Annotated in this window: 2 protein-coding genes; one reads left to right on the top strand and one right to left on the bottom strand. The window is 68.7% G+C overall.

Going from position 1 to position 1,088, the window contains the following annotated elements; all coding sequences use genetic code 11:
* Positions 1-241: 241 nt before the first annotated feature.
* The gene (locus HUK84_RS19670; protein WP_176641714.1) at positions 242-493 is read right to left on the bottom strand and encodes a DUF3297 family protein; all 252 of its coding nucleotides are present in this window, start codon (positions 491-493) and stop codon (positions 242-244) included.
* A 347-nt stretch (positions 494-840) separates the two neighbouring features.
* On the opposite strand from HUK84_RS19670, the gene HUK84_RS19665 reads away from it, so the two are divergent.
* The coding region (locus HUK84_RS19665; RefSeq protein WP_176641713.1) for an MFS transporter at positions 841-1,088 on the top strand (248 nt) is incomplete at its 3' end.

Raw genomic sequence — 1,088 nt, 5'->3', positions numbered from 1 at the left:
CATGTTGGGCCGCGCGCGCCGCAGGCGGGCCGCGACGGTGATGCCCGCCGCGCCGCCGCCGACGATGACCACGGTGAAGCGGTCGCTTTCCGGGATGTCCGGCTGTGTCGGAACCATGGGACATACTCCTGTTGCCTGATGTCCGTATGGTCCGATCCTAACACCAATCCCGGTCAGGGCGAGGGGGTGAGCGCCCGTGCGGGTGCCGACGCGGATGCCAAGGCGGGCTTTGCGCCGGCGGTCAGGACTTGAACCAGACTTCGACCGGGCCCTGGAGCTTCATGGTCATGGGGTTGCCGCGGCGGTCCAGCGTCTTGCCGACCGCGAGGCGGACCCAGCCCTCGCTGATGCAATATTCCTCGACATTCGTCTTCTCGACGCCCTTGAAGCGCACGCCGATGCCGCGTTCCAGCAGGGCGGCGTCATGATGGGGGCTGTCGGGGTTGACGGAGAGGCGGTCCGGCGGGGTGTCGGCCGAGGGGGTGGCTTGGATGCCGCTGGGGATGTCGCCCTGGTTGTCGCCCTGGTTGTCGCTGGGGTTATCGCTGGGGTTATCGTTCATGAGGATGGCCTTTGCGGGTGATGGATCGTGGAGGCTGACATAACCGCTCTGGCGGGCCAATCCAACCACCGCCGAGCCATCGCGGCGCGATGGCGGCGGCGCGGGAGGGCATGCGCACAGGGACGTGCAGGGCTGCGGAACGGGCCGGCCCGCAGAATAGGATGGACAACAGGCCGTGAAAGATCGACATACGCCCCTGCTGGAGCGCGTGCATGTCGTATTCCTCTTCTCCCTCATCGTCGTCCGTGGCCTGGCGCCACCGTATTCCCGTCGGGGCCATGCCGGTCTGGATGACCATATTGCTGGGCCTGATCACCGCCATCGGGCCGCTGGCGACGGATATGTACCTGCCGGCCTTTCCGGCGGTGGATCGCGACCTGGGCGGGGGGCCGGGTTCGGCGCAGATCACGCTGGCGGCGTGGTTCGCGGGGCTGGCGGTAGGCCAGTTCTCGCAGGGGCCGCTGTCGGACCGGCTGGGGCGGCGGGTGCCGCTGCTGGGGGGGATGGCGCTGTTCAGCGCGGCGTC

Origin of the sequence: Nguyenibacter vanlangensis (genome assembly GCF_013376155.1) — a bacterium.
Lineage (GTDB): Bacteria > Pseudomonadota > Alphaproteobacteria > Acetobacterales > Acetobacteraceae > Gluconacetobacter > Gluconacetobacter vanlangensis.
The sequence above is the reverse complement of the archived record's forward strand: the minus strand, read 5'-3'. Positions and strand labels throughout refer to the sequence as shown.